The 24253-nt window shown below is 59.2% G+C and carries 27 protein-coding genes; 8 read left to right on the top strand and 19 right to left on the bottom strand.

Annotated elements, in window-relative coordinates; translation table 11 throughout:
* Positions 1–101 precede the first annotated feature (101 nt).
* From A8B82_RS13180 to A8B82_RS13170, 3 genes are read left to right on the top strand one after another with little or no spacing between them, the layout of a single operon-like run.
* The gene (locus tag A8B82_RS13180; protein WP_067293094.1) at positions 102–500 is read left to right on the top strand and encodes a FixH family protein; all 399 of its coding nucleotides are present in this window, start codon (positions 102–104) and stop codon (positions 498–500) included.
* Positions 497–1933, top strand: coding sequence for an efflux RND transporter periplasmic adaptor subunit (locus A8B82_RS13175; protein ID WP_067293091.1), 1437 nt, complete (start codon positions 497–499; stop codon positions 1931–1933). Before A8B82_RS13180 ends, A8B82_RS13175 begins: the two co-directional genes overlap by 4 nt.
* The gene (locus A8B82_RS13170) at positions 1930–5085 is read left to right on the top strand and encodes an efflux RND transporter permease subunit (RefSeq protein WP_067293089.1); all 3156 of its coding nucleotides are present in this window, start codon (positions 1930–1932) and stop codon (positions 5083–5085) included. The genes A8B82_RS13175 and A8B82_RS13170 overlap by 4 nt, the downstream gene beginning before the upstream one ends.
* Before the next feature lie 43 nt (positions 5086–5128).
* Here A8B82_RS13170 and A8B82_RS13165 read toward each other — a convergent pair whose 3' ends face one another.
* From A8B82_RS13165 to A8B82_RS13120, 10 genes are all read right to left on the bottom strand, one after another.
* A complete protein-coding gene (locus tag A8B82_RS13165; RefSeq protein ID WP_037929566.1) occupies positions 5129–6370 on the bottom strand; it encodes a sialidase family protein in 1242 nt (413 codons plus the stop codon).
* Positions 6371–6466: 96 nt separating this feature from the next.
* A complete protein-coding gene (locus tag A8B82_RS13160; RefSeq protein WP_235604696.1) occupies positions 6467–6907 on the bottom strand; it encodes a c-type cytochrome in 441 nt (146 codons plus the stop codon).
* 14 nt (positions 6908–6921) lie between these two features.
* Positions 6922–8226 (bottom strand): ABC transporter transmembrane domain-containing protein, encoded by a 1305-nt coding sequence (locus tag A8B82_RS13155; RefSeq protein ID WP_009820143.1) that lies wholly within the window; start codon positions 8224–8226, stop codon positions 6922–6924.
* An 8-nt stretch (positions 8227–8234) separates the two neighbouring features.
* Positions 8235–8768 carry a cupredoxin domain-containing protein gene (locus A8B82_RS13150; protein WP_067293084.1) on the bottom strand — a complete coding sequence of 178 codons (534 nt, stop codon included), beginning with the start codon at positions 8766–8768 and terminating at the stop codon, positions 8235–8237.
* 109 nt (positions 8769–8877) lie between these two features.
* Positions 8878–9594: a copper-binding protein gene (locus A8B82_RS13145; RefSeq protein WP_037929554.1), complete on the bottom strand. Its 717-nt coding sequence runs from the start codon at positions 9592–9594 to the stop codon at positions 8878–8880.
* Between the two features lie 46 nt (positions 9595–9640).
* On the bottom strand, positions 9641–10999 hold the full coding sequence (locus tag A8B82_RS13140) for a multicopper oxidase family protein (RefSeq protein ID WP_007120886.1): 1359 nt from the start codon (positions 10997–10999) through the stop codon (positions 9641–9643).
* An 11-nt stretch (positions 11000–11010) separates the two neighbouring features.
* Positions 11011–12471, bottom strand: a complete 1461-nt coding sequence (locus A8B82_RS13135; RefSeq protein ID WP_067293082.1) for a TolC family protein — start codon at positions 12469–12471, stop codon at positions 11011–11013.
* Positions 12471–12692, bottom strand: coding sequence for a hypothetical protein (locus A8B82_RS13130; RefSeq protein WP_223865963.1), 222 nt, complete (start codon positions 12690–12692; stop codon positions 12471–12473). The genes A8B82_RS13135 and A8B82_RS13130 overlap by 1 nt, the downstream gene beginning before the upstream one ends.
* A gap of 73 nt (positions 12693–12765) precedes the next feature.
* Positions 12766–13074: a hypothetical protein gene (locus A8B82_RS13125; protein WP_232367722.1), complete on the bottom strand. Its 309-nt coding sequence runs from the start codon at positions 13072–13074 to the stop codon at positions 12766–12768.
* A gap of 280 nt (positions 13075–13354) precedes the next feature.
* Positions 13355–13564, bottom strand: coding sequence for a heavy-metal-associated domain-containing protein (locus A8B82_RS13120; protein ID WP_037929722.1), 210 nt, complete (start codon positions 13562–13564; stop codon positions 13355–13357).
* Positions 13565–13702: 138 nt separating this feature from the next.
* Here A8B82_RS13120 and A8B82_RS13115 point away from each other — a divergent pair, with 138 nt between their 5' ends.
* From A8B82_RS13115 to A8B82_RS13095, 5 genes are all read left to right on the top strand, one after another.
* Positions 13703–16210, top strand: a complete 2508-nt coding sequence (locus A8B82_RS13115) for a heavy metal translocating P-type ATPase (RefSeq protein ID WP_067293079.1) — start codon at positions 13703–13705, stop codon at positions 16208–16210.
* Positions 16211–16229: 19 nt separating this feature from the next.
* Positions 16230–16649: a Cu(I)-responsive transcriptional regulator gene (gene cueR, locus A8B82_RS13110; protein WP_037929540.1), complete on the top strand. Its 420-nt coding sequence runs from the start codon at positions 16230–16232 to the stop codon at positions 16647–16649.
* 107 nt (positions 16650–16756) lie between these two features.
* Positions 16757–17626 (top strand): DUF305 domain-containing protein, encoded by an 870-nt coding sequence (locus A8B82_RS13105; protein ID WP_037929537.1) that lies wholly within the window; start codon positions 16757–16759, stop codon positions 17624–17626.
* A gap of 61 nt (positions 17627–17687) precedes the next feature.
* Positions 17688–18413 (top strand): MauE/DoxX family redox-associated membrane protein, encoded by a 726-nt coding sequence (locus tag A8B82_RS13100; RefSeq protein ID WP_037929534.1) that lies wholly within the window; start codon positions 17688–17690, stop codon positions 18411–18413.
* An 86-nt stretch (positions 18414–18499) separates the two neighbouring features.
* The gene (locus A8B82_RS13095; protein WP_037929531.1) at positions 18500–19609 is read left to right on the top strand and encodes a permease; all 1110 of its coding nucleotides are present in this window, start codon (positions 18500–18502) and stop codon (positions 19607–19609) included.
* On the opposite strand, the gene A8B82_RS13090 is transcribed toward A8B82_RS13095, so the two are convergent.
* From A8B82_RS13090 to A8B82_RS13055, 9 genes are all read right to left on the bottom strand, one after another.
* Positions 19606–20346 (bottom strand): cytochrome c biogenesis CcdA family protein, encoded by a 741-nt coding sequence (locus A8B82_RS13090; RefSeq protein WP_037929528.1) that lies wholly within the window; start codon positions 20344–20346, stop codon positions 19606–19608. The genes A8B82_RS13095 and A8B82_RS13090 overlap by 4 nt on opposite strands.
* Positions 20343–20834: a hypothetical protein gene (locus A8B82_RS13085; RefSeq protein ID WP_081855445.1), complete on the bottom strand. Its 492-nt coding sequence runs from the start codon at positions 20832–20834 to the stop codon at positions 20343–20345. The genes A8B82_RS13090 and A8B82_RS13085 overlap by 4 nt, the downstream gene beginning before the upstream one ends.
* Positions 20831–21535 carry an SCO family protein gene (locus A8B82_RS13080; protein WP_037929522.1) on the bottom strand — a complete coding sequence of 235 codons (705 nt, stop codon included), beginning with the start codon at positions 21533–21535 and terminating at the stop codon, positions 20831–20833. The genes A8B82_RS13085 and A8B82_RS13080 overlap by 4 nt, the downstream gene beginning before the upstream one ends.
* A complete protein-coding gene (locus A8B82_RS13075; protein WP_037929519.1) occupies positions 21535–21825 on the bottom strand; it encodes a hypothetical protein in 291 nt (96 codons plus the stop codon). The genes A8B82_RS13080 and A8B82_RS13075 overlap by 1 nt, the downstream gene beginning before the upstream one ends.
* An 82-nt stretch (positions 21826–21907) precedes the next feature.
* Positions 21908–22420 (bottom strand): TlpA family protein disulfide reductase, encoded by a 513-nt coding sequence (locus A8B82_RS13070; protein WP_037929516.1) that lies wholly within the window; start codon positions 22418–22420, stop codon positions 21908–21910.
* Complete coding sequence (locus A8B82_RS13065) at positions 22417–23013, bottom strand: DsbE family thiol:disulfide interchange protein (RefSeq protein WP_037929514.1); 597 nt, start codon at positions 23011–23013, stop codon at positions 22417–22419. Before A8B82_RS13065 ends, A8B82_RS13070 begins: the two co-directional genes overlap by 4 nt.
* Positions 23010–23435 (bottom strand): c-type cytochrome, encoded by a 426-nt coding sequence (locus tag A8B82_RS13060; RefSeq protein WP_037929512.1) that lies wholly within the window; start codon positions 23433–23435, stop codon positions 23010–23012. Before A8B82_RS13060 ends, A8B82_RS13065 begins: the two co-directional genes overlap by 4 nt.
* Positions 23436–23584: 149 nt before the next feature.
* The gene (locus A8B82_RS24685; RefSeq protein WP_007121580.1) at positions 23585–23719 is read right to left on the bottom strand and encodes a hypothetical protein; all 135 of its coding nucleotides are present in this window, start codon (positions 23717–23719) and stop codon (positions 23585–23587) included.
* A 66-nt stretch (positions 23720–23785) separates the two neighbouring features.
* A complete protein-coding gene (locus A8B82_RS13055; RefSeq protein WP_037929510.1) occupies positions 23786–24241 on the bottom strand; it encodes a DUF411 domain-containing protein in 456 nt (151 codons plus the stop codon).
* Positions 24242–24253: the final 12 nt, after the last annotated feature.

Genomic DNA, 24253 nt, shown 5'->3' with positions numbered 1-24253 from the left:
TCAGGTGCCTTTCGCACCAAAATCCACGCGCCGATGTAACGTATAGACTCAGGGTCGATACGATGGCTGGCGTTCCTGTTGCCCGTCAAAATAGGCGTATCATGCTCCGCTATATCCCCACCTTTCTTGCGACCCTCGTGGTCGCGACCCAGCTCTCCGTGCCGATGGCACAGGCGGCTGCATCTGATTACAACCTCGTTCTCATCGAAACGACCTATCCCTTCGGAGACGGCGCGGTTCTGGAGCTTCGTCTGATTGATACCCGGACCAATGCGCCCGTCGAAGGCGCCGTCATCTTTGCTACAAGGCTGGATATGGAGCCGGACGGCATGGAGACGATGACTTCGACAGTCGTGGCGCTGCCTGGCAAAGAGCCGGGTCTATATCGTTTTTCCGCCGATCTGACGATGGACGGAAACTGGCGGTTTTCCGTTGCGGCCAAGGTGCAGGGCGAACCTGAAACTGTTCAGGCGCAAATCGTGCTCGAGGTGCTGCCATGAGCGTCTTTGGCAAATTAGTGCTTATCGGCGTGGTTGGCGGCGCGGCTGGATGGGCGGGCCTCGCGGCAGGCGTCAAGGGTTGGACGCCTGCTATGCTGGCAAATGTGGCGCAGACGAAATTCACCGCGCTGATGGGACGGCAAGCTGAAGCAATGCCAGCCGCAACCCGAACGCCGACAGGCCCGGTCATCTACTACCGACACCCTGACGGTCTCGCCGAATGGTCCGCTACGCCGACCGAGACTGCCGATGGAAAGTCCTTTTTACCGGTCCTGGCGAGCGAAGACGTATCGTTTGATCCAGAGGCGATCACGCCCCTAGAGGCAGAGAGTGTCGAACGAACCCTACTCTACTACCGCCACCCGATGGGCCTGCCTGATACGTCGCCGGTGCCAAAGCTGGATTCCATGGGGATGGACTACCTGCCCGTCTATGCCGACGAGGCAAGCGATGCCGGATCAGTGACCGTATCTCCCGGCAAGCTGCAACGCACGGGCGTGCGTACGTCAATTGCGGTGTTTGATCCCATGGCAACAACGGTGCGTGCGCCGGGGATCGTCGCGCTGGACGACCGTCGAGTCAGCGTCATTTCATTGCGTGCGGATGCGTTCATCGAAGAAGTTGAGGATGTAACGACCGGATCAATCGTTGAAGCAGGCGAACCGCTGGCGATGCTCTATTCTCCGGATATCGTCTCGGCGGCCGCACAGTATGTTTCGGACCTGCGAAGTGGTGAAGGGCGCGTGGAAGGCAGCCGTCAAAGGCTGGCAAACCTGGGTGTTCCCGTGTCAGTGATCGACAAGATCGCGGCGGAAAGGCGTACGCCGGTGCAAATCAGCCTGATGGCACCGCGGTCGGGCGTGGTTCTGGAACGAATGGCCGTCGAAGGCATGATGTCCGAGGCTGGAGAAACGCTGTTTCGTATTGCCGATACATCGGTTGTCTGGGTCATCGCGGACGTGCCGGAATCTGCGCTCGCGGGTCTTTCGGATGGAAACGCTGCGACGATCACCTTTCCAGGCCTGCCGGGCGAGACCTTCAGCGGCGTTATCGACAAGATCTACCCTGAGGTCGATATGCAGACCCGGACGGCACGCGTCCGCGTCGACCTGTCCAACCCTGAGGGTCGCTTGCTTGTCAACATGTTCGCTGATGTGGCTTTGGCGACGGGCGACGGTGCGCCCGTGGTGCAGGTGCCGGAAACGGCGGTGATCGACACCGGCGACCGTCAGGTGGTGATCAGAGATCTGGGGGAGGGGAAATTCGCTCCGCAGGATGTGGTGCTGGGGCGGCAGGCAGCTGGGATGGTGGAAATCCTTGAAGGCATTGTGGAGGGCGACCGCATTGTCACCACCTCTACCTTTTTGATCGACGCGGAAAGCAACCTGAACGCAGCCCTGGCTGCGCTGACTGCCCCGGAGGCAGGCGAATGATCTCGCGTGTCATTGAATGGTCCGCCCGCAACCTTGTTCTCGTGTTCTTCGCCACGGCCCTGATCATCGCCGCAGGGGTCTGGTCACTGCGCAACTTGCCGATCGACGCTATTCCCGATTTGTCAGACGTGCAGGTGATCGTGCTGACCGATTATCCGGGCCAGGCTCCGCAGGTCGTCGAGGATCAGGTCACCTATCCGCTGACTTCGGCGATGCTTACGGTGCCGCGATCCCGCGTCGTGCGCGGGTTTTCGTTCTTCGGCATTTCCTTTGTCTACATTATCTTCGAGGACGGTGTGGACCCCTATTGGGCACGGTCCCGCGTTCTGGAATACCTCAACGCCGCCGCCGCTCGGCTGCCCGACGGCGTGACGCCCACGCTTGGGCCTGATGCGACCGGGGTTGGCTGGGTTTACCAATACGCGATCACCGGGGAAAATCTGTCGCTGGCGGAATTGCGGTCGTTGCAGGATTGGGTCGTCCGATATGGTGCAAGCCGCGCCGAGGGCGTGTCCGAAGTGGCCAGCGTCGGCGGCTTCGTCAAGCAATACTCGGTCACTCTGGATCCGGTGCGGATGCGGGCGCAGGGGATCACTCTGTCCGATATCGGCAAGGCGATCTCTGAAAGCAACATGGACACCGGCGGGCGCACGGTCGAACTGTCCGAGTTTGAATTCATGGTGCGCGGGCGGGGCTATCTGGCGGGAACCGAGGATATCGGCAACATCACCCTGCGCAGTATCGGCGGGGTGCCGATCAACCTGAAAGATGTCGCGCGGGTCGAAATCGTCCCCAATGAACGCCGCGGCATCGCCGAGTTGAACGGTGAGGGCGAGGTCGCCAGTGGCATCGTGCTGCAACGGGTGGGTGCCAATGCACTGGATGTGATCGAAAACGCCAAATCAGAACTGGGCGTGGTGGCTCAAAGCCTGCCTGACCGGGTCGACATCGTACCGGTCTATGACAGGTCCAACCTGATCCTGTCGGCGATCAAGACGCTGAAAACCACGCTTCTCGAAGAAAGTCTCGTCGTGGCCGGAGTCACGATCATTTTTCTGCTGCACGTCCGCTCTGCCCTTGTGGCTATTATCATGCTGCCGGTGGGTCTGCTGATGGCGTTCACCGCAATGAAATTTCTCGGGATCGGTGCCAACATCATGAGCCTTGGCGGCATTGCGATTGCCATCGGCGCGATGATCGACGCCGCCATCGTGATGATCGAGAACGCGCACAAGCATCTGGAACGTGCCGCCCCCGACAAGCCCCGCATCGAGGTGCTGATCGAAGCCGCAAGCGAGGTCGGCCCGGCGCTGTTCTTTAGTCTGCTGATCATTTCCGTGTCTTTCCTGCCGATCTTTGCATTGGAAGGACAGGAGGGACGCATGTTCGGCCCCCTGGCCTATACCAAGACATTTTCGATGACGGCGGCTGCTTTCCTGTCGGTGACGCTGGTGCCTGCGCTGATGGTGGTCTTCGTGCGCGGCCGGATCATCCCTGAACACAGGAATCCGGTGAATCGCGCGCTGATCGCCGTCTACCGCCCGATCATCCGCGCGGTGCTGAAGGCCAAAAGCCTCACCATCATCGTGGCGCTGTTCGCCTTGATCGTTACGATCTGGCCCGCGCGGCAGCTGGGGTCGGAGTTCATGCCTGTCCTGAACGAGGGCACCTTGATGTATATGCCGACGACTTTGCCCGGCTTGTCTGTGACGAAGGCGGCAGAGTTGATGCAAACACAGGACCGCATCATCAAGACCTTCCCCGAGGTGCTGTCGGTGTTCGGCAAGGCGGGACGTGCATTGACTGCCACAGACCCCGCGCCAACTGAAATGTTCGAAACCATCATCCAGCTACGACCCGAGGCAGAGTGGCGCCCCGGTGTCACCACCGAAAGCCTGCGGCAGGAAATGGACGCCGCGCTGCAATTTCCCGGCGTATCGAACGCCTGGACCATGCCGATCCGCGCCCGGATCGACATGCTATCCACCGGTATCCGCACGCCGGTGGGCATCAAGGTTTATGGCACGAGTCTGACCGAGATGGAAAAGGTCGCCCGCGAGGTCGAAGCCGTGGTACGCACGGTGCCCGGAACGACCAGCGCCTATGCCGAACGGGTGATCGGCGGCTATTACCTCGACATCACCCCGGACCGTACGGCGCCTGGCCGCTACGGCCTGTCGGTGCAGGATGTGCAAGAGGTGATCGGCATGGCCCTGGGAGCCAAGGCGATCACGCAGACCGTCGAGGGCCGCGAGCGCTACGACGTCGCTGTGCGTTATCCGGCGACCCTGAGGTCAGATCCGGAGGCCATCGGGCGTGAGGTTCAGGTTGCACTGCCGGACGGAGGCACCATTCCGCTGGGAGATGTGGCCACCATCGAACGCACCCGTGGCGCCACTTCGATCCGGACCGAAAACGGACAGCTTGCCGTCTATATCTTCGTCGATATCATCGGACGCGATCTAGGCGGCTACGTGGCGGAAGCTCAAGCGGCAGTCGCGACCTCCGTCACCCTGCCACCTGGCTATTCCCTGGGCTGGAGCGGCCAGTTCGAATATCTTGAACGTGCGAAACAGCGGCTGGCCACCGTTGTGCCGCTGACACTGGCGCTGATCTTCCTGCTGCTTTACCTAAACTTCCGCCGCCTGACGGAAACCTTGATCGTGATGCTGTCGCTGCCCTTCGCTTTGGTAGGTGGCATCTGGCTCATGTGGTTCATGGGCTTCAATATGTCAGTTGCGGTGGCCGTCGGGTTTATCGCGCTGGCCGGGGTGGCGGCTGAAACCGGGGTGATCATGTTGATCTATCTCGATCAGGCGTTGAATGAAGCGCGTGACCGCGCGGACGGTCGGGACCTGACCCGCGACGAACTTTACGCCGCGATCATGGTGGGTGCAGTAGATCGAGTGCGCCCCAAGATGATGACGGTTGTAGCGATCATGGCGGGCCTGATGCCGATCCTTTGGGCGCACGGCACAGGCTCTGAAATCATGCAGCGCATCGCCGTCCCGATGATCGGCGGGATGGTGTCGTCCACCTTACTGACCCTGATCGTGATTCCGGCGGTCTACGGTATCATCAAGGGCTGGAGCCTGAAGAAAACTGTCGCCGCGGATCATTGGCCTCTCGACCGGGCCGCAGAGCAGGTGTAGCGGAATTAAGGAAGAACGGGCACATTCAAATGGTCGCTGCAATTCATGGCGCCAGCGCAACTTCGACCACGCGGACTGTGGTGCTTCTGTCTGAAGCTCCTGTCGGTTGGGTCCAGGCCACAAATGCACCGGCTTCTCCGCGTGTCATTCGCGGAAAGCCGACCGATCCAGCACCCCGATTGACGTAGAGAGCCTGGGGCGCGGCGCATCCGGTACCACGGGATACATGGCACAGAACGATCGCCTCACCGCCACTCACATATTCCATCCAGAGTGCCAAAACGCTTCCATCCAGCATTTGCAGAACATCGACCCGACCCGAGGCCGCGCCGAGGTCGAGGCGGAGCGGTTCGTCGAACTGCATTCCTCCATCGTCCGAAAAGGCAATACGAACCCTCGGTTCGTCTGATGCTGCAGTAAACCAGATGACGGTTGCCTTGTCGCCGATCGCATCAATGGCTGGGCCATTTACGGGGCAGCCGGCAATTTCCCATCCGTCGTTGTGAACAGTGAGGGGTTGCGTCCATTCCCCTCCGATAGATCGGACAATCGAAATATCGCGGATTTCCTCGGCGGTTCGATCACGATAGACCGCCACGAAATCGCCCGAGGCGGTCCGCGCTGCGGACGTCTGACAACAAGTACAAGCGCGCGCGTCCAACAGGCTTTCTGGCTTCATCGCTCCGTCAGAGTCGACCTGTCGCGCGCGCAGCTGCATCGCATTCTCGAAGCTTTCGCCTTCTGTCTGATTGTCATACTCCCGGCCATCCAGCCACAGCGCCGTCAACCCGCCAAACTGATCGGGAATTAACGAAACAAAACCGTGCTCGCGTTGAGATCTGTCATCGTGCGGAATAAGCGGTTCCGTCCAGCTTCTGCCCTCATCCATGGAAAAAGCGATATTGACGTCATACTGGTAGTCACCTTCCCCATTCAGTTTCAGCCATTGTGCCGCCAGTCCACCATCGGCCAGTACCGCTACCGATGGGAAATCGGCCCAGTTGATGTAAATCTTTGACGATTTATGAATTGTGCGAGCGTCCGACCACTCACTGCCATCGAGTATGGCCATGCGAACTTCCGCTTCGGCTCCGTTTTCTTCTGTCCAGCTCAATATGATCCGGCCATCCGGCAAGGTTGCAAGTGATGGTTCACGGGCACTGATGCCGACCGGTGCTGCACGGTCGGTCAATCTGAAGAGGGCGGTTTCCTCGGCATGAGTTGCAGGGAAAGAACTGAAAAATGCAGCAAGGATCAGGATCGATGCAGCGAGACACTTACTCATACAGAGAATTATCCCCACTAGTCGTGGCCATGTTGCGGCGAACCCATTGGTAGTTGATCGGGAACCAAATCCCACCCTTTTGTCCGTCGAAACGGCTCAGTTTATCCCGTTGGCACGCTGCAATACACGAATGTAAGCCACGATATCGAGAATATCTGATCGCGTCACGCCTTCAACCGCTGGCATGTTACCAAATTTCCAATGATGCGCCCGAACTCCATTTTGCGCCGCGAGGACAAACGCCATGTCGCCGTGGTGGCTCGGTTCATAGATTTTGTGAACAAGCGGTGGAGCGATGCCATCCTGGCCTTGCCCGTTCAGGCCGTGGCAGGCGGCACATACCGCATCATAAGCGCTTGCGCCGATTTGCTCCTGCTCTGTAAAACTGGAGGGCAAATTGACGGCTGCAAGTGCGCCTGCGGGAAGCGCCATGCTTTCGCCGGTTTGGGTGCCCGTTTGGGAGTCGGTCTGCTGCTTGAAATACCATTCCGCCGCAGCAACGGCGACCAGAGCAAAAAATATCGCTGCACATCTCATTCTATCAGACTCCTTCATGATGTTGCGATCGCCCCCTGTCTCTTCACAGACAAAGCCGGGTAACTCAGTGTAGCTTCCTCGAATTGGCTGACCTCTTCCAGCTTGGGGTTGTCTGCCTGAGCTTTCCCCGATCGCTGAATCGATCCAGTGAAAAAGGTCGTGATTTCCTGGTACCGGATCCGCGTGTCTTCCAGCGTCTGATAGTAACTGAAGAGCTCTTTCAGCGGTGCCGAGAAGTCCTTGTGTGCTGCCAGGACGGCCACCAACGCGCCGAGTGTAATGCGACCTTCGATGACAAAATATCCACCCAAAGAGTAGAACAGGAATGGCGTCAGCGCGGTCAGAAAATTGTTGAGGGCCTTGATGAAGAACTTCAGGCGGAAGATCTTCCTGCGCACGTGCTCAAGCTCTCTGAAGCTTGCACTCGCTGGGAGCAGCCCGGCAGGATTGACCTGACGTTCGCGCAATTGATCGCTCAGCTGCCTGCCAAGCTGTCGGACTTCCTTGATCCTGGTGCGCGAAAGCGCGTTGACCCGGCGCTGCAGCTTGGGCAGCAGCACGAGCTGAATTGGCAGTACGGTCAGTGCTGCGGCACCCAAGACAGGGTCCTGAACGAACATGAAAAACAGGATCGTCAAAAGCGTACCGCCTTGCAGGATTGGCAGCGTAAGGACATCTGCCGCAAAGCCACCTATGGGCTCGACTTCCTGCGCGAGAATAGGGACGATTTCGCTCTGGTTTTGGGAGTCTGGATCGCTGCGCCATTGCCGATAGACCAGCAGGCGGAAGCGCCGCAGAAAACGCTCCGCGACATACCCTTTGAAGACGTTTAGGCCATATTTGTTTAACCCATTCAGAATGATCGCCAGAAGATAGAGACCGCAAAGAAGTATGAGGAAACCGACCTGATCGAGGTCTTGTCCCAGAACGACAACCGGGAAACGGTCTGAATCCAGGGCGTTATTCACGATCTGTTTTGGCAGTTCCAGGGTTAGATAGAGAATAGGCATCGCGATGAGGCTAACCACGATCATCAATGCCTGCTGCCTTCTTGAATAGCGCAAGACGGTGCTGAAAAGACTTCTTTCGAGCCCTCGTATGGGCTCTTGGTGGAACGCAGGCGTGCGAAGGTGCCTCCAAAGCTTCAGAACGCCGCGAATAGCAAGATATGAGCCGACACTAATCAGCAGAGCGGGCGCCAAGACCAGTATGAGATGAATGAACGGATGCACCCAGTCTGGCGTGGCATCGTTGTAGTCGTATCCGAACGCGGCAGATACGTTATGTACAAACAAGTGATACCTTTCCAAGAGTGACATGGAAAAGTCTAACCCTTGGATTTCGGCGCGAGGTGATCGTGGACGATGATGACGCCCCACATGCCCGCCTCCCGGTGGCCGGGTATCAAGCATGCAAACTCCAGGTTGGTCACATCGGAGAACTCCCAGATCAAATCGGCATTTTGTCCACTTGGGATCGAAACCGAGTTGGCGCTGTCATGCTGCATATCGGGATGTTCGCGCATCCATTGCTGATGTTTTGCGACCTCGTCAAAGGAACCGAGAAAGAACTCGTGATCCAATGCGCCGGTATTTCTGATTGAAAACTGGACAACCGAGCCGCTTTCAATCTGGATCGCGTCCGGCTCGAAAAGCATGTAGCCGCTTTCCGTCTCCCGTATGGATATTTCAATCGTCCTGTCGATCGAGGAGCCATCACCGGGTTTCCCGATCGTATCATGGCCAGGCACTTCGAAGGCTCGCGCGTGAGGCTGCTGGCCCTTGCCACTGGAAGCGCCCACTGAAAAAGCCGGAAGGACAAGCGCAAGGGCGATGGTGCAGGTTCTCAGGAAATTCTTCATGCTCGGCTACCTCCGTAGCGCTTGATTTTATGGGATCTTCTTGCTTGCTTGGGCTAAGCGATCAAGGCGATGGGGCCGGAGTGTTTACCCCCGGCCCCATTGTTAGTAGTTACTTCATCTGCGTGACGGTCAGTTTACCCTTGACCCGGTCGGCAACGAACTCGATGTCCTGACCTTCCGCCATCTTGGCCACCATCGCCTCGTCGGCGCGGAACACCATGGTCATTGCCGGCATATCCAGGTTGACGAGAGGGCCGTGGATAATTGTGACCTTGCCGGCCTTTGCGTCGATTTTCTTGATGGTGCCGCTTGTGTATTCCACGTCAGCCTGAGCCATCTGGTCACCGACTGCGACCTCACGGTGCATTCCCGATTCGTAGTGGCCCGGGATCAGGCACGCTGCTTCGAATGTGCCAGAATTTGCGAAAGTCCAGACAACCTCGCCCGAGGCGCCCGCATCGAGACGGATACGGTTCGGATCGTCATGTTCCATGTCCATCTTGGCCATTTCGATCTTGTGCTCGGCATTACGCTCTACCGTGTCGAGGACGAATTCATGCTCCAGCTCACCCTTGTTGGTGATGTTGAAGCGGATGGTTTCGCCCTCCTTGATATCCATCGGCTCACTCTCGATCAGCATCTGGCCCTCATCGTTTTCGAGCAAAGTGACGTCGATTGTACGATCCACCTTGGCGGCGTCACCCGGCATGCCGACCATCATTGCGGCCGGCTTGTTCTCCCCATGCCCACCGTCGTGTGTACCTGCAGCAAAGGCCGGTGCTGATAACGCGATCGCAAAGCTTGTCGTCAAAAGAAGATTTCTCATTTTATTGTCCTGTAGGTTGGTTTGGTTGGAGATGACGAAGGGCCGCTCAGCCCTTCGAGGTTGGTTTCGGTGTGAGAATGGTCTTGGGGCTATTGTTGGAGGCAAATTCGGGTAATTCGCCGGTCCATTCGTAGGCCATCTCGCCCGGAGGATTCTCGTACCAGCCGGGATCGGAGTAATCGTCCGCGTCGATGCCGTCCCGCACCTTCACGACCGAAAACATGCCGCCCATCTCGATGGGTCCGTACGGGCCCCAACCCGTCATCATCGGGATGGTATTGTCGGGTAGCGGCATTTCCATTTTTGCCATGTCCCCCATGCCGGACATGCCCATCGGCATGTATTCCGGCTGGAATTGACGGATCTTCTGAGTCAGTGGCTTCTTGTTCACCCCGATGAACGTCGGCACGTCATGGCCCATGGCGTTCATCGTATGGTGTGATTTGTGGCAATGGATCGCCCAATCTCCCAGATGATCGGCGACGAATTCGTAGGCGCGCATCGCACCTACGGGAATGTCGATGCTGACCTCCGGCCACTGTGCTTCAGGCGGCACCCAGCCGCCATCTGTGCAGGTGACCTTGAAGTCATAGCCGTGCATATGTATCGGGTGGTTCGTCATCGTAAGGTTCCCAACCCGTACTCGCACCCGGTCGCCCTTGTTCACGACCAGCGGATCGATGTCGGGGAAGATCCGGCTGTTCCAGGTCCAAAGGTTGAAATCCGTCATCGTCATGATGCGGGGCACATAGGTCCCCGGATCGATGTCGAAAGCATTCAGCATGATCAGGAAATCACGATCCACCGGCATGAATGTGGGATCCTTGGGGTGGACCACGAACATGCCCATCATCCCCATCGCCATCTGGGTCATTTCATCGCCGTGGGGGTGGTACATGAACGTTCCGGACTTCACCAAGTCGAATTCGTAGACGAAGGTTTTGCCCGGCGGGATGCTTGGATGGCTCAACCCGGAGACCCCATCCATGCCTGAGGGGAGAATGAGCCCGTGCCAGTGCACCGTAGTGCCTTCCGGCAGCTTATTGGTGACGTAGATGCGCACCCGGTCGCCTTCGACAGCTTCTATCGTCGGGCCGGTGGATTGGCCGTTATAGCCCCACAAATGCGCGATCATGCCATCGGCCAGCTCGCGTTCGACCGGTTCGGCCACAAGGTGAAATTCTTTCACCCCGTTGTTCATCCGGTGCGGCAGGGTCCACCCGTTCAATGTGACCACAGGTGTGTAGTCCGGCCCGGAATTGGGACGCGCCGTGATCGCCGTAGCCGCACTGTCCATCTGCGCGGCTTCGGGCAAACCCATGTTCAGGGTTTGACCCCAGGCTTTCGAAGAGACCAGCGTTGCACCTGCCGCGCCGGCTCCGAGTAATTGACGTCTGTTCAACATGTCAGTTCCTTTCAGTGTCCTGCGCCGCCACCGGCGGCAAGTGTCGCGCCTTCTCCACCAGCACCACCGCCGTCGCCACCGCCATAGATCGCAGCGGTCAGATCAGCCTGTGCCATGTAGAATTCGCGTTTTGCGTTTGCCGCTTCCAGCGATGCGCCAAGTTTTTCGCGCACATCTGTCAGCAGCTCGAAAGTGTTGGTGATCATGCCGTTATAAGACAGCAGCCCTTCTTCTTCGACGGTCGTGCGTAGAGGCACAAGAACGTCGCGATAGTGGCGGGCGATCTTATATGCGGCGTGATAGGAGGCTTCAGCGCCACGCGCTTCGGACCTGACATTGACAGCTCTCTCTGCCAGCACGTTGGCTGCTTGCAGGTAAGACAATTCCGCCTTGCGCATCCGGGCCTTGCCGGTGTCGTAGATCGGGATTGCGAACTCCACCTCCACCTGAGGGGTGGTTACGGTCTCCGTTTCTCCGTCCTCAACCTCCCGCTCCGCTTCGAACCCGGCAATGAATTCGAGATCGCTGATAATGCGAGTCTGATCAGTCAGACCAAACGCTTTGGCCTGTGCTTCCAGGCCAAGTTTGGCAACGCGCAGATCAACCCGATTTCGCAATGCTTTCGCTTCGATGTCAGTCACACGGCCGACGGAACGCGGCAGCGCAGGAAGGGCATCGGGAACATAATAGTCGACCTCGGTGCCCCACAGCCCCATGAGCCTGGTCAGCTGCTCCTTGGACCGGGTAGCATTCAAGCGTGCCTGGGCAAGTTGTCCGGCGAGTTCGGCATTGAAGGCCTGTTCACGGGCCTGCCCGGCTTTGTTCAGCGCGCCGGTCTCGCCCAGCCTCATAGCCAATTCCGATCCGGCGTCAGAGGTCGCTTTCGCGCGGCGCAGATAGCTCACGGCCTCGAAGGCAGCTACGGCATCGACCCATGCCTTCCGCGTCTGATTGGCCAGTGCGAGCGTGTCGTTCACGGCGCTCAGTTGAGCCTGCCGGAAATTTGCGTCTGCAATGGCCGTACGCTGCTTGCGAGTGGTGGCATCGAGCACGTTCGACCGGATCAGTCCTTCGATCGCCCTGTAGGCACCCAGTTCGGGCGCACCGATGCCCAGTATACCGATTGCGACGATCGGATTTTCCGGGGTCGATTGCTGCCAGGCCTCAGCGGCGGATAGGCCGACATTTGCATAAGACGCCTGCAATCCCTTGTTGTTCAGAAGCGCGACCTGAACGGCGGTGTCCGCCGAAATGGTCTTGCGGTGCACCATTGCGTGCACCTGCTTCTTCAAGGCCTCGTTTTCGGCCTGGGTTTCGGCGAAGGCTGTCCGTTTGCCGATGGCTGGTGTGACCTGGCTGGAAATGTTGGCGAAGCCAGCTTTTGGTTCCGTGTAGATGCCCGGTACAGCTGCAGCACAGGCACCCAAGATTAGCGGAAAGCCGAAAACCAGCGGAAACTTCGATACCCGCATCAGTTGCCCTCCGTCTGTTCTTGATTGACGGAACGCCAGTCGCGGGGACCTGTGGGGCCGCGGTAGGTGTAGCCCGCCAAGGGGTCCTGATAGCTGATCAGCGATGAAACTGCCGTGTTGGCGACGGCCTGTTGGGTCGCGACGGACGGCAACGGGGTGGGCTCATAGGCGCATGCGCCAAGCCCGAGGGCCGAAGCCCCCATAAGTAGATGAATTTTCATGAACGTAACCTGATTGATGAACGTTGTCTCACGCAGACTCTGCGCAAGGCTCACACCCGTTTTGGGCGTCGGTTCAGATCAGGAATCGAGGGGGCCGCAGGAACCCTGCTGTTTCCACCGAATACGTTTGACCGTCGAGAATGACATATTCACTTGTACCAACCGGCTCTGCTTCGATCTTGGTGTCTTCGAGGAAGACGACAGAAATACAGATACCGTTGCAACACTCTTGGGATTGTTGCTCTTTGCCATCCTTGTCGGACGCTGCGATGTCGCTTGCGACCCTAAGCTTCTCATGCGCGTGATGCGCATCGCTTCCGGTGTCATGAGTCATGGCGGCACCAACGACAACAATAGACTTGGCTTGATGTCCGTCATGCATGCCGGACGCCGCGTGAGCGGCAGAAGGTGGTGACAATACCAATGCCAGCGCAAACGCAATGCACGTAAACGCCCTTGACCAGCTTGATATGAAAACTCGAAAGCTCATGCCGCGAACATCGGATACCCATGCAGTACAGTCAATCCGTCCTGCGCAGGAAGGTTCGTCGCTTTTTTTGAAACCGGCGAGTTTTGGCCGCTGCTGTCAGAGAATGTTGCATATCAGCGACATAGAGAGAGCCGCTATTTCCGTTCAGCAGAGCGTTGCTGACGCATCTTGGCTACTGAACCTCTGCCAGCTTCTCAGACCTGTAGCCCGCATCGCGGATCGCTGCGGCCAATGCAGTTTCACCCAGGGTGCTGTTGACGTCGACGATACGTGCAGTCAGATCGCACGAAACCGTTGCATCCGGGTCGGCAGCCATGATGGCCTTTTGGATAGAAGCGGTACAATGGCCGCAACTCATGTTCGGTACGCTGAATCTGAACATCGCAGTCTCCTTTGAAGACATGCATGTAAGGCGTTCCTGCATGGGAAGGTCAATGGCCAGAATTTTACTCAACATGGCTGTTGACCTTCCAGTAACTGGAGGCCCTATCTATAGGAGGATCAGATCAAGGAGATTCTCATGTCGGATCCGCGCACCCTTCAGCTTTCGCTGCAAAACATGTCCTGCGCTTCCTGCGTCGGGCGCGTGGAACGTGGCCTCACGGCTCTGCCGGGGGTCAGCAATGTCCGCGTCAATCTCGCCAACGAGACCGCCCAGGCGCAGATCGACGCACCGGAGCGCATTGCCGAAATTGCGACAACCCTTGATGAGATCGGGTATCCGGCCCGTACCCGAAGCGTTCGTCTGAACATCGCATCCATGTCCTGTGCTTCGTGCGTCGGTCGGGTGGACAAGGCTCTGGCAGTGCTGCCGGGCGTGCTGGACGTGAACGTCAACCTGGCATCGGAAACCGCTACGGTCACCTACCTGGAGGGCGCGGTCGCGGTTGCCGACCTCATCAAGGCGGCCAGCGACGCGGGTTACCCCGCCACGCAGGCCGAAGACAGTTCATCGCAAGACGCAGGAGCCCGCAAGAACGAAGAAGCGCGGGATCTGGCGCGCCGGACAGTCGTGGCGGCGACCCTCGCCCTGCCGGTGTTCCTGCTCGAGATGGGCGCACATCTGATCCCCGGCATGCACGGTCTGATCGGCGACACCATTGGCCATCGGGCCAGCTGGATGATCCAGTTCGTGTTGACCACGGCTGTCCTGTTTGGGCCGGGACGTACGTTTTACACACGCGGTTTCCCGGCATTTTTAAAAGGCGCGCCGGACATGAACAGTCTTGTCGCGGTTGGCACATCGGCGGCCTATATCTATTCGCTCGTGGCGCTTTTCGCACCGACGCTGCTGCCCGCGGGATCGCGCGCGGTCTATTTCGAGGCGGCGGCAGTCATCGTGGTGCTGATCCTTCTGGGCCGCTGGCTGGAGGCCCGCGCGAAGGGCCGGACCGGGGTTGCGATACAGAAACTGCTCGGCCTTCAGGCCAAGACAGCCCGTGTGCTGGTTGACGGCGAGCCGCAGGATGTGGCCATCGACCGCATCGTCGCGGGCGACATTCTGATCGTGCGCCCCGGCGAGCGGATTGCAGTGGATGGCGAACTGACCGAAGGCAGTGCCCGTGTCGACGAGAGCATGATCACCGGCGAACCGGTGCCGGTCGCCAAATCCGTGGGCGATCCCGTCACCGGCGGCACCGTCAACGGCAGCGGTGCCTTCCACTTCCGCGCGACGCGTGTGGGTGCCGACACGACACTGGCCCAGATCATCCGGATGGTCGAAGAGGCACAGGGCGCCAAGCTGCCGATCCAGGGCCTGGTGGACCGGATCACGCTCTGGTTCGTGCCCGCGGTCATGGCATTGGCGCTGTTGACGGTGATTGTCTGGCTGTTGGTCGGTCCTTCGCCCGCGCTGTCCTTTGCGCTGGTGGCCGGCGTCTCCGTGCTGATCATCGCCTGCCCCTGCGCGATGGGGCTCGCCACGCCGACGTCGATCATGGTCGGCACGGGACGTGCCGCCGAGATGGGCGTGCTCTTTCGCAAGGGCGATGCCTTGCAACAGCTATCCAGCGTGGATGTTGTGGCGCTGGACAAGACCGGAACGGTTACCCAGGGCCGCCCGGAACTGACCGATCTCGTGCTTGCGGACGGCTTTGACCGCGCCGAGGTGCTGGCATTGGTCGCCGCTGTCGAGGCGCAATCGGAACACCCGATCGCCGAGGCAATCGTGCGCGCGGCAAAGGTCGAGGGCGTCGCGCGGCATGACGTCATGGATTTCGCATCCATCACCGGCTACGGCGTGCGGGCCAGGGTGGCGGGCCGCGAGGTGCTTGTCGGGGCCGACCGCCTGATGACCCGCGAGGGGCTGAAGATCGGCGACCTGGCCGACGAGGAGCGCCGACTGGCCGAACAGGGCCGCACCGCACTTTTCGCGGCAATCGACGGTCGTGTCGCCGCCGTCATCGCGGTAGCCGATCCGGTGAAGCCGTCCAGCGCCGCTGCAATCCGCGCCTTGCACGCACAGGGACTGAAGGTGGCCATGATCACCGGTGACAAGCGCGAAACGGCAGAGGCTATCGCCCGCGAAACCGGGATAGACCATGTGATCGCGGGCGTTCTGCCCGACGGCAAGGTGGCGGCGCTGGACGATCTGCGGGGCACCGGCCAGCGCATCGCGTTCGTTGGCGACGGGATCAACGACGCACCCGCGCTCGCCCATTCGGACGTGGGTATCGCTATCGGCACCGGCACCGACGTGGCCATCGAATCCGCAGATGTGGTGCTGATGTCCGGCGATCTGCGCGGCGTCGTGAACGCCCTCGAGGTGTCGCGGAGCACCATGCGCAACATCCGCCAGAACCTTTTCTGGGCATTTGGATACAACGTCGCCCTGATCCCGGTTGCGGCGGGCGTGCTTTATCCGGTGTCAGGACTTCTGCTCTCACCTGTTCTGGCAGCAGGTGCGATGGCGCTCAGCTCTGTCTTCGTGCTGACGAATGCGCTGCGGCTGCGCCGCGTGCGCCCGGCGATGGACGAAACGGCGCGCCCCGTCTCCGAAGCCTCGGCATCCCCGATTCCAGCTGAATGAACTCAAGGAGGAAACGATTATGAACATCGGAGATGTGGCCGACCTTTCCGGCCTTCCCGCCAAAACGATCCGCTACTACGAAGACATCGGTCTTGTCGAACCGCTGCGCAGTTCAAATGGCTATCGCAGCTTTCGGCAAAGCGACGTGCACAAGCTGGCCTTTCTCGCCCGGGCACGGGCCCTTGGGTTCACCATCGAGGATTGCCGGAGCCTGCTGAAGCTTTATGCCGATACTGACCGCGCCAGTGCCGAGGTGAAGCAGATTGCCGAAGAGCATCTTGATCGGATTGACAGCAAGATCGCTGAACTAACCGAAATGCGCGCGACGCTGTCGCATCTTGTGGATGCATGCGCGGGTGATCACCGCCCCGATTGCCCCATCTTGGCCGATCTGGCGATGGAACAAAAGGCGGGCAGTATCAGCAAGGCGTCCGGATAGCTCTGACGTCTGCAAAAGCCGAACTTTCCCGAAAACTACGGAACATTCCAGCGCAGCAATGTTGTTCCTTCTATAGGACATCAATTTTTCGAGACTGGAGGTTTCCAATGACATACATACGCTTTTTCGCGATGATCGCCACATCCACGGTGGTGATGTTCATCCTAATGTATCTCAACACCTATCTGCTGAGCCATATCTTCTGGTCCGAAACACGCGCCTATATGGCCGTGCTGATGGGGGCCACAATGTCGATCATCATGCTGGGCTTCATGCTGTCGATGTACTCCAGCAAGGCGATCAACGCTGCCATCTTCATTGGCGGCGCTGTGGTGTTTGCCGGATCCCTCTGGTTGGTCCGGAGCCAGGTAACCGTTGGCGATACCAGCTACATGCGCGCGATGATCCCGCACCATTCGATCGCGATCATGACGTCGAGCCGCGCCAACATTTCTGACCCGCGGGTGCGCAAACTGGCTGACGAGATCATCTTTGCCCAGGACAAGGAAATCGCCGAGATGCGGTATCTGGTGAATGACATCGACGCGAATGGTGACGCGGCCGATGAGAGCCCGGATGGTCCGGCCCGCATCGTCGATCTGAACGAGGCGCTTTCATCCGCCGAAATCGCTATCCTCGATCTGGAATTCCTGACCGGCGACGAGATCGCGCAGCTTTTCCCGGATGGGGCCATCTGCACCTTCAAGTATACCGCGACCAGCAAACCTGTGCTTGCCGCAGGACAGATCGATGGCGCCCCGGCGGCGCTGGCAAAGATCAGCGGCGATCTGGTGCGTCTTGGTTCAACCGACGGAACCGGCACCCTGCGCACCGAAGGAATGTCCGTGGCCCTCAGTGCGCCGGACGGGGCTGCGGCGCTGGAAAACAGTGGTGAAGTGCAGGACGCCAACCTCGTACTCGAGCTCGATGCCGGCCTGCGGGCAGGCTATCGCGGCTATTATGGCTGCGACGCCTGAACCCTGAAACGGAGGATATGACCTGCCAAGAGACACAACCCAGACAGCCAAGCTTTACCGGATGGTGATGCCCGACCACCTCTGTCCCTATGGGCTCAAATCCAAGGACCTGCTGGAGCGCAAGGGTTTCGAAGTCAAGGATCACCCTTTGACCACGCGTGAGGAAACCGACGCGTTCATGGAAGAGCACGGCGTCGAAACCACCCCGCAAACCTGGATCGGCGACGAGCGGATCGGCGGATATGACGACCTTCGGGTCCATTTCGGCATGGATGCGCCCGAAGACGAACGCTCGGACACATCCTATCAGCCGGTGATTGCGATCTTTGCCGTCGCGTTCCTGATGGCGCTCGGTTTGTCGTGGTACAGCTTCGAGACCATTATTACCCTGCGCGCCCTGGAATGGTTCATTTCCATCTCGATGTGCTTTCTGGCCGTACAAAAACTTCAGGATGTCGAAAGCTTTTCGACCATGTTCCTGAACTACGACCTGCTGGCGCGTCGGTGGGTGCGATATGGCAAGATCTATCCGTTCGGAGAGGCGTTCGCAGGCATCCTCATGGTCGCCGGGGCGCTGACCTGGCTTTCGGCACCGGTGGCCCTGTTCATCGGCACTGTTGGCGCAGTATCGGTTTTCAAGGCGGTCTATATCGACAAGCGTGAATTGAAATGCGCCTGTGTCGGCGGTGACAGCAATGTGCCGCTTGGCTTTGTCTCGCTCACGGAGAACCTGATGATGATGGTCATGGGGATTTGGATGCCGATCAGGGTCTATCTGATCGGCTGAAAGGCGGGTGCCTTTTTCACATCCCTCAGACCCGTTCTCCCGACAGGTGCGCAGGTCAGACAGCACTGCGAAAAAGGTCAAGCTGAATGGACCAGATAGTCGAAGCATTCACGACCGGGGCGGGCATGCTCTGGAAGGCGCTCTGGGCGCTGATCTTCGGCTATATCATCTCCGCAGGCATCCAAATCTTCGTGACACGGGATCAGATGGCGCGTGTTCTGGGTGATCGTGGTGCCAGGAAGCCAAGCATTGCCGGCTCCTTTGGTTTCGTGTCGTCGTCCTGTTCCTTCGCGGCTCTTGCCGCGTCGCGTTCGATCCTCGTGAAAGGTGCGCATCCGGTCAATTCGATCGCCTTCCTGATTTCATCGACAAATCTGGTGATCGAGCTTGGAATCGTCCTTCTGGTCCTGCTGGGCTGGAAATTCATGGTGGCGAATTTCCTGCTTGGCATCCTGATGACGATCTACGCCTATGCCCTCTCCCTGATGTGGCTTCCAAGGTCGTTTGTCGAAAGCGAAAAAGAGCATGCGGAGAAGGCCCAGTCCGACGAAGGTATGGACACCGACCAGACCATGAAGGGATCGTTCCGCGACAAACTGCTGTCCCGCGAAGGATGGGACCGGATCGCCCGCGTTTTCTTCATGGAATGGAAGATGGTCTGGAAGGAGATCCTCTTCGGCTTCACGGTCGCGGGATTCATTTCCGTCTTTGTGCCGCAGAGCTTCTGGAACGCGATCTTCCTGGTCGCAGATGGCGGTGCGCAGGACGCGCCGGGCTTCCTGATCGTTCTCGAAAACGCGCTGGTGGCACCGGTCGTCGCTTTCTTCACCTTCATCGGGTCGATGGGCAATGTCCCCCTGGCCGCGATGCTCTGGTCGCGTGATGCGTCGTTCGGAGGCGTGATCGCCTTTCTCGGAGCCGATCTTGTTGCTGCCACGGTGATATGGGTGCACGCAAAGTATTATGGCTGGCAGTATGCGCTCTATCTTTCAGGCTTGCTGTACCTGTGCATGGTCGCTGCGGGAATTACGGTGCATTACCTGTTTGCTCTCGTAGGGATGATCCCGACCGAGCGGCCCTCGCTTCAGGAAATGGTCCGGTTCAGCATCGACTACACGTTCTTCCTCAACCTGATATTTCTCGTCATCGGGGCAATACTGATCTGGCTTCACCTCAGAAACGCCAAGGAAAATTAACCGATTGAAGCCAGGAATGGGAAGGTTCCCAGAAGCCAGTAGGCAAACCGGGACAATTGGCCGGTCATGATGGCAACGCCCATGATGATCATGGCGACGCCTGCGCCCTTGTAGAGCCAGCGACCGGCCTTGCCGATCTGTCTGACCCGCGCGGCGATGGCGTCGGTGAACAGCGCGGCCAGCAGGAACGGCACGCCTAGCCCGGCGGAATAGATCGACAGCAGCCAAATGCCGTCCGACATGCCGCCGGAAGTCGAACTGAGTGTCAGGATCGCGCCAAGGATCGGTCCGATGCACGGCGTCCATCCAAACGCGAAGGCCAAGCCCAGGACGTAGGCTCCGAGCGGGCGACCCCCCGGAATGTCGAGTGTGAAGCGGGTGTCACGCGAGAACGCTTCCAGACGGAAGGCACCCAGCATGACCAGTCCGAACAGGATGATGATCGCCCCGCCCAGATAGTTGAGCTCAGTGCGCCAGGACAGAAGCAGCGACCCGAGCGCGCTGGCCCCGGCACCCAACGCGACAAAGACCGTGGAAAATCCCAAAACGAAACAGGCGCTTAGCCCAAGTGCCCCGGCGCGTGCCCGCAGACCGACCGACCGTGTCGTGCGCAAATCCGGCTGGCCCGCAATATAGGAGACATAGCCCGGCACCAGCGGCAGGACGCAGGGCGACAGGAACGAAATGGCTCCCGCCAGAAACGCCGCGACGATGCCGATGCCGGAAATATCCATCATGCGTTACCATGTCCGCTGAAGGGCCGTGATGCCCACCAGAAGGCAATCAGCGGGATTACGATCCATTGCAGTACCGGCGACAACCCTGCATCGAGGACCGGAATGATCGGCATCAGGTCCGAATAGGCCCAAGCCGCGCGGATCACGATGTTGAGCCATTCACTGAACAGCGTATATCCCAAACCGAACAATATTGTCAGGACGGTCACCGATCGTCGTGTCGGCGCCACGAAGGGCCAGCCGCGGCCGGTCAGCATCAAGGCAAGCATCAGCGCGCTCATGGCAATCAGGATGTCGCCACCCGTGCAATGAACCGCGGCGAAGGCGATCTCACCCCAGGTGCCCTCGTTCCAGATCGTGTAGAGCGGCATGTGGGCGAACTCCCAGATCAGATTAGCCGGGATGATCACCGAAAAATATCGACGGAGTGCTGTCAGGGAAATTCTATCCGGCGCGGACTGCATGACGCCAATCGCAGCATTACTCATTGAAACGCCCCCGTCAGCCGGTCCCACCAACCGCGTTCCCGGCGTCGGTGCTGGGCATTGTTGATCAACTCGCTGACATAGAGGATCAGGTTCACATTCTTGAATTCCATGCCATGGAACTTTGCGGCAAACCGCCCCCCGATATCCACGACATGGGTGACCGCACCGTGCATCATCATGTCGCTGTCGTCCGCTATCGTGAACTCCAGCCCGTAGTTCCGCGCCAGAAGGCGCGTTGCGTCGTCAGCCTGATCAGGCCGTTTGGTCAGAATGACCCAGTTGGTCGGATCGAACCGATGCCGGTCCCCGTACCCGCGCAGAACGTCAGGCGTGTCATTCACGGGATCGGTTGTGATCGAGATGAATTGCACCAGATCCCTCATCGGCCCGTCGTTGATCGAAGCCTGGACCGCCGCGATCTTTTCCGCATGGAGCGGGCAGATGTCCGGGCAGTTGGCGTAGATGAAATGCAGGATGACGACCTTGTCGCTGAAATCCGCCAAGCGCACAGGATTGCCCTCCGCATCCTGCAACTCGAAATCCGGGGCCTGTGCTGCGTCGATGGCCTGGAAGTATGGCTCCATCTCGAACATCCGCGCATCCAGATTTTCACCCGGATGATCGGCGGAGGCCGGAAAGGAGATCGTGGCCGCAAATGTCGCCAAGGCGGCGCGCCGGGTCAGATAGACAATCAACTGCATCACCTTTCGGATTGATGGGGCTTGCCACCACCCGCATCGTCGCATTTCCCGCCAGACCCGCCCTTCATGCACAGACCAAGCCCGCACATCGCGGCACAGGGTGCCAGCGAAACCAAGACAGGCGCGAGACCGATCGCGGTGAGCCATCCCCAGTTCAGCGCCATGCCGCCGCCCATAACGGTTGCCGCACCGACGAACAGCAGTCGTCTGCGCGTCAACCACCGGGGCCAATTGCCTGCGCTTTCGATGTCGGCGGCACCCGCATCGTTGGAAGATGATATGTCGGTCATCCGGAAAATCCTTCTGACGTTTGAGTACTGGTCATTCTGATAACTGGGCGGTCAAGGGCGGGCGGCGCTCTTTCAGGGGCGCTTATTCGATAAAGCCTCGCAAGAAGGAGACCATCTCGGGATCATCCCATTCGGCCGGGCCGACCAGTCTCCCAAGCTCCCGCCCCTGCGCGTCGATCAGGATCGTTGTCGGCAGACCGACGGTGCGCAGCGCGGTCATCGACAGCATGGTCTTGTCGACATACATCTTGAGATTGTTGACACCGATCTCGTCGTAGAACCGCCGCACGACGGGCGACCCGGCCCTGTCGATGGACAGGGCGACGACCTCGAAACGGTCGCCGCCAAGTTCCGCCTGAAGTGCATCCAGCGTCGGCATCTCTTCCCGGCAGGGGACGCACCAGGTTGCCCAAACGTTCACGAGGATCACCTTGCCACGAAAATCCTCCATGTCCCCACGGCTGCCGTCCTCGGTCTCGAAGCGCACATTGATCACCGGCTGCGGCGTGTCGTGCAGTGCGAAGCCTTGCGGCCCGGCAAACGCCGTGCCGACGGACAATGCCCAGACGAGCAGCGCCGTTTTGAGATATTTCATGGCGTTGGCTCCTTGCCAGCTTGGGTTTTCAGATCACGGACGATCGGCAAAAGGGTTTCCTCCAGAATCGCTCGCGTGATGGGGCCGACATGGCGGTAGGCAATGGTGCCGTCGGACGTGATGACATAGGTTTCGGGCACGCCGTAAACGCCCCATTCGATGCCAGCACGTCCGTCGATGTCGGCCCCGATGCGCGCGTAGGGATCGCCCAATTCGTCGAGCCAGGCGCGCGCCTGCTCGGGTGGGTCCTTGTAGTTGATCCCGTAGAGCGGCACCTCACCGGTGGCGCTCAGCTCCATGAACAGCGGGTGTTCGGCCCGACAGGGCACACACCACGAGGCAAAGACGTTCACCAGCGAGACATGGCCGATCAGGTCCTGCGTCGAAAGACCTTCCTCGCGGCGGAGCACCGGAGCAAGCGCAAACTCCGGCACAGGTTTGTCGAGAAGCGCCGATGGCAAGTCGTCGCCGCCCCTGAAAAGCCCCCAGCCGAACAAGACCATGAGGGCAAAAGCTATCAGCGGCACCAGCACAAACCCGGAGATCCTGCGCCGCGGTACGGGGTCGATTTTGCTGACGACCTCTTGCGTCATGGCTGCACCTGCTCATCCGCAAGGGTACGGCTTTCCTGCGAAGCGCGGATCCGATCGGGCCATGTGCTCTTGATGTAATCGATGATCGCCGTGATCTCTTCATCCGTCAGCACCTCCTTGAAACCGGGCATGTCGCTTTCATAGCCATTCCCGACAATCGCCGCCGTTCCGCGCTTCACGATGTCCAAAAGCACGCGGTCCGTATGGTGCCAAGTATGGCCCGAGGCGTCATGCGGCGGGGCAGGCAACCGGCCGTTCGGCAATCTGGAGCGCCAATCGGGCTGCCCCTCCAGGTTTGCGCCATGGCAACTGGCGCAATTCTCCTGATAAAGGCGTTCGCCCGCGAGCGAGTCATCCTGCGCCGAAACGGGCAAGACCGTTGCAGCCAGCAAAAGTGCTGCGAGCCTAATGGTAATTTTCATGTCGCTTGTGCCTTCTTCTGGCTATCCAAATACAACGAGAGTGCGACTATCGATGCCACGACAAGCAGGACGGACGCCCCCAGACCAATCCCCATCGACAACAGGCCGTCGCCGTTGCTGTCGCCCTCATTCCGCATCTTGGCGCATTTCTATTTTCCGCTGTCCGAGCGGATGTATTTGACCAAGGCGATTGCCGCGAGCACCAGCACCGCCACGATGAGTAACCAAACCAGTCCCATCGCGATCATCATGCCGCCACCCATCATTCCACCATCCATCATCATGCACTTCATCCTTTGTTTTCCCTTGAAACCGGTCAGGCACGGGATCGCACCAGACCGCGCAATTGATCATTCGACCGCATAGACGGTCGGGTTCACACCTTCTTCGACGGTGTAAATCTTGAACGGTTCCTGCTTCGCACCCCCCATACCCGGCGATCCCAACGGCATGCCGGGAAGTGTCAGGCCGACAATGTCCGGGCGCTCATCAAGCAACTTGTTGACGACATTGACCGGCACATGACCGCTGACGACGTAGTCTTCCAGAAAGGTCGTATGGCAGCCCTGAAAATCGTCCGGGATACCTGCATCACGGCTGATCTGAGCCAGATCGTGGGTCGGCTTCACCTCGACTGTGAAGCCATTCTCGCGCAGGTAGTCCGCATAGCTCTCGCAGCATCCGCATTGCGGGTTCTTGTAGAGCGTGGCCTCTTGCGCTGCGGCAGGCGCGGCATTCAGGCTCATTGCAAGTATAGCGGCAGCACCTGCGGTGCCAAGATTGGCAAGTCCAATTAGTTTCTTCATCGGTTCTTTCCT

The sequence above is a fragment of the Sulfitobacter sp. EhC04 genome, assembly GCF_001650875.1.
GTDB lineage: Bacteria > Pseudomonadota > Alphaproteobacteria > Rhodobacterales > Rhodobacteraceae > Sulfitobacter.
The sequence above is the reverse complement of the archived record's forward strand: the minus strand, read 5'-3'. Positions and strand labels throughout refer to the sequence as shown.

Coding starts and splice junctions, on each gene's coding strand:
- A8B82_RS13170 (WP_067293089.1), top strand. CDS start 1,930: ATGATCTCGCGTGTCATTGAATGGTCCGCCCGCAACCTTGTTCTCGTG.
- A8B82_RS13150 (WP_067293084.1), bottom strand. CDS start 8,768: ATGAAGAATTTCCTGAGAACCTGCACCATCGCCCTTGCGCTTGTCCTT.
- A8B82_RS13060 (WP_037929512.1), bottom strand. CDS start 23,435: ATGAAAATTACCATTAGGCTCGCAGCACTTTTGCTGGCTGCAACGGTC.
- A8B82_RS13135 (WP_067293082.1), bottom strand. CDS start 12,471: ATGCGGGTATCGAAGTTTCCGCTGGTTTTCGGCTTTCCGCTAATCTTG.
- A8B82_RS13080 (WP_037929522.1), bottom strand. CDS start 21,535: ATGCAGTTGATTGTCTATCTGACCCGGCGCGCCGCCTTGGCGACATTT.
- A8B82_RS13180 (WP_067293094.1), top strand. CDS start 102: ATGCTCCGCTATATCCCCACCTTTCTTGCGACCCTCGTGGTCGCGACC.
- A8B82_RS13090 (WP_037929528.1), bottom strand. CDS start 20,346: ATGATGGATATTTCCGGCATCGGCATCGTCGCGGCGTTTCTGGCGGGA.
- A8B82_RS13075 (WP_037929519.1), bottom strand. CDS start 21,825: ATGACCGACATATCATCTTCCAACGATGCGGGTGCCGCCGACATCGAA.
- A8B82_RS13105 (WP_037929537.1), top strand. CDS start 16,757: ATGACATACATACGCTTTTTCGCGATGATCGCCACATCCACGGTGGTG.
- A8B82_RS13175 (WP_067293091.1), top strand. CDS start 497: ATGAGCGTCTTTGGCAAATTAGTGCTTATCGGCGTGGTTGGCGGCGCG.
- A8B82_RS13130 (WP_223865963.1), bottom strand. CDS start 12,692: ATGAAAATTCATCTACTTATGGGGGCTTCGGCCCTCGGGCTTGGCGCA.
- A8B82_RS13125 (WP_232367722.1), bottom strand. CDS start 13,074: ATGCATGACGGACATCAAGCCAAGTCTATTGTTGTCGTTGGTGCCGCC.
- A8B82_RS24685 (WP_007121580.1), bottom strand. CDS start 23,719: ATGATGATGGATGGTGGAATGATGGGTGGCGGCATGATGATCGCGATG.
- A8B82_RS13115 (WP_067293079.1), top strand. CDS start 13,703: ATGTCGGATCCGCGCACCCTTCAGCTTTCGCTGCAAAACATGTCCTGC.
- A8B82_RS13065 (WP_037929514.1), bottom strand. CDS start 23,013: ATGACGCAAGAGGTCGTCAGCAAAATCGACCCCGTACCGCGGCGCAGG.
- A8B82_RS13070 (WP_037929516.1), bottom strand. CDS start 22,420: ATGAAATATCTCAAAACGGCGCTGCTCGTCTGGGCATTGTCCGTCGGC.
- A8B82_RS13085 (WP_081855445.1), bottom strand. CDS start 20,834: ATGAGTAATGCTGCGATTGGCGTCATGCAGTCCGCGCCGGATAGAATT.
- A8B82_RS13100 (WP_037929534.1), top strand. CDS start 17,688: ATGGTGATGCCCGACCACCTCTGTCCCTATGGGCTCAAATCCAAGGAC.
- A8B82_RS13145 (WP_037929554.1), bottom strand. CDS start 9,594: ATGAGAAATCTTCTTTTGACGACAAGCTTTGCGATCGCGTTATCAGCA.
- A8B82_RS13120 (WP_037929722.1), bottom strand. CDS start 13,564: ATGTTCAGATTCAGCGTACCGAACATGAGTTGCGGCCATTGTACCGCT.
- A8B82_RS13155 (WP_009820143.1), bottom strand. CDS start 8,226: ATGTCACTCTTGGAAAGGTATCACTTGTTTGTACATAACGTATCTGCC.
- A8B82_RS13140 (WP_007120886.1), bottom strand. CDS start 10,999: ATGTTGAACAGACGTCAATTACTCGGAGCCGGCGCGGCAGGTGCAACG.
- cueR (WP_037929540.1), top strand. CDS start 16,230: ATGAACATCGGAGATGTGGCCGACCTTTCCGGCCTTCCCGCCAAAACG.
- A8B82_RS13055 (WP_037929510.1), bottom strand. CDS start 24,241: ATGAAGAAACTAATTGGACTTGCCAATCTTGGCACCGCAGGTGCTGCC.
- A8B82_RS13160 (WP_235604696.1), bottom strand. CDS start 6,907: ATGAGATGTGCAGCGATATTTTTTGCTCTGGTCGCCGTTGCTGCGGCG.
- A8B82_RS13095 (WP_037929531.1), top strand. CDS start 18,500: ATGGACCAGATAGTCGAAGCATTCACGACCGGGGCGGGCATGCTCTGG.
- A8B82_RS13165 (WP_037929566.1), bottom strand. CDS start 6,370: ATGAGTAAGTGTCTCGCTGCATCGATCCTGATCCTTGCTGCATTTTTC.